The sequence below is a fragment of the Bradyrhizobium campsiandrae genome (assembly GCF_014529705.1).
Taxonomy (GTDB): Bacteria; Pseudomonadota; Alphaproteobacteria; order Rhizobiales; family Xanthobacteraceae; genus Bradyrhizobium; species Bradyrhizobium campsiandrae.
On the sequence record NZ_JAANIH010000463.1, the window covers coordinates 1 to 228 of the forward strand.

The 228-nt window shown below is 60.5% G+C and carries 1 protein-coding gene; it reads left to right on the plus strand.

The features are described from left to right. Window positions 1–61 precede the first annotated feature (61 nt). On the plus strand, window positions 62–228 hold a 167-nt coding region (locus tag G8O24_RS43915; protein ID WP_188108509.1), incomplete at its 3' end, for a DUF736 domain-containing protein.

Consider the following 228-nt stretch of genomic DNA (forward strand, 5'->3'; position numbering starts at 1 on the left):
GCTTTCGATCGCCACAAGGCCGCGATGGTCGCGGGCTTGAACACAGCACAGGAGATCCACCATGTCCCAGATCGGTTCGTTCACCCGCAGCAACGATGGCACCTACACCGGCACCATCAAGACGCTCTCGCTCAACTTCAAGGCGCGCTTCCTTCCGGCCGAACCCTCTGAGAACGAGAAGGCTCCGAACTTGCGCGTGGTGGTCGGTAATGTCGAGATAGGTGCCGC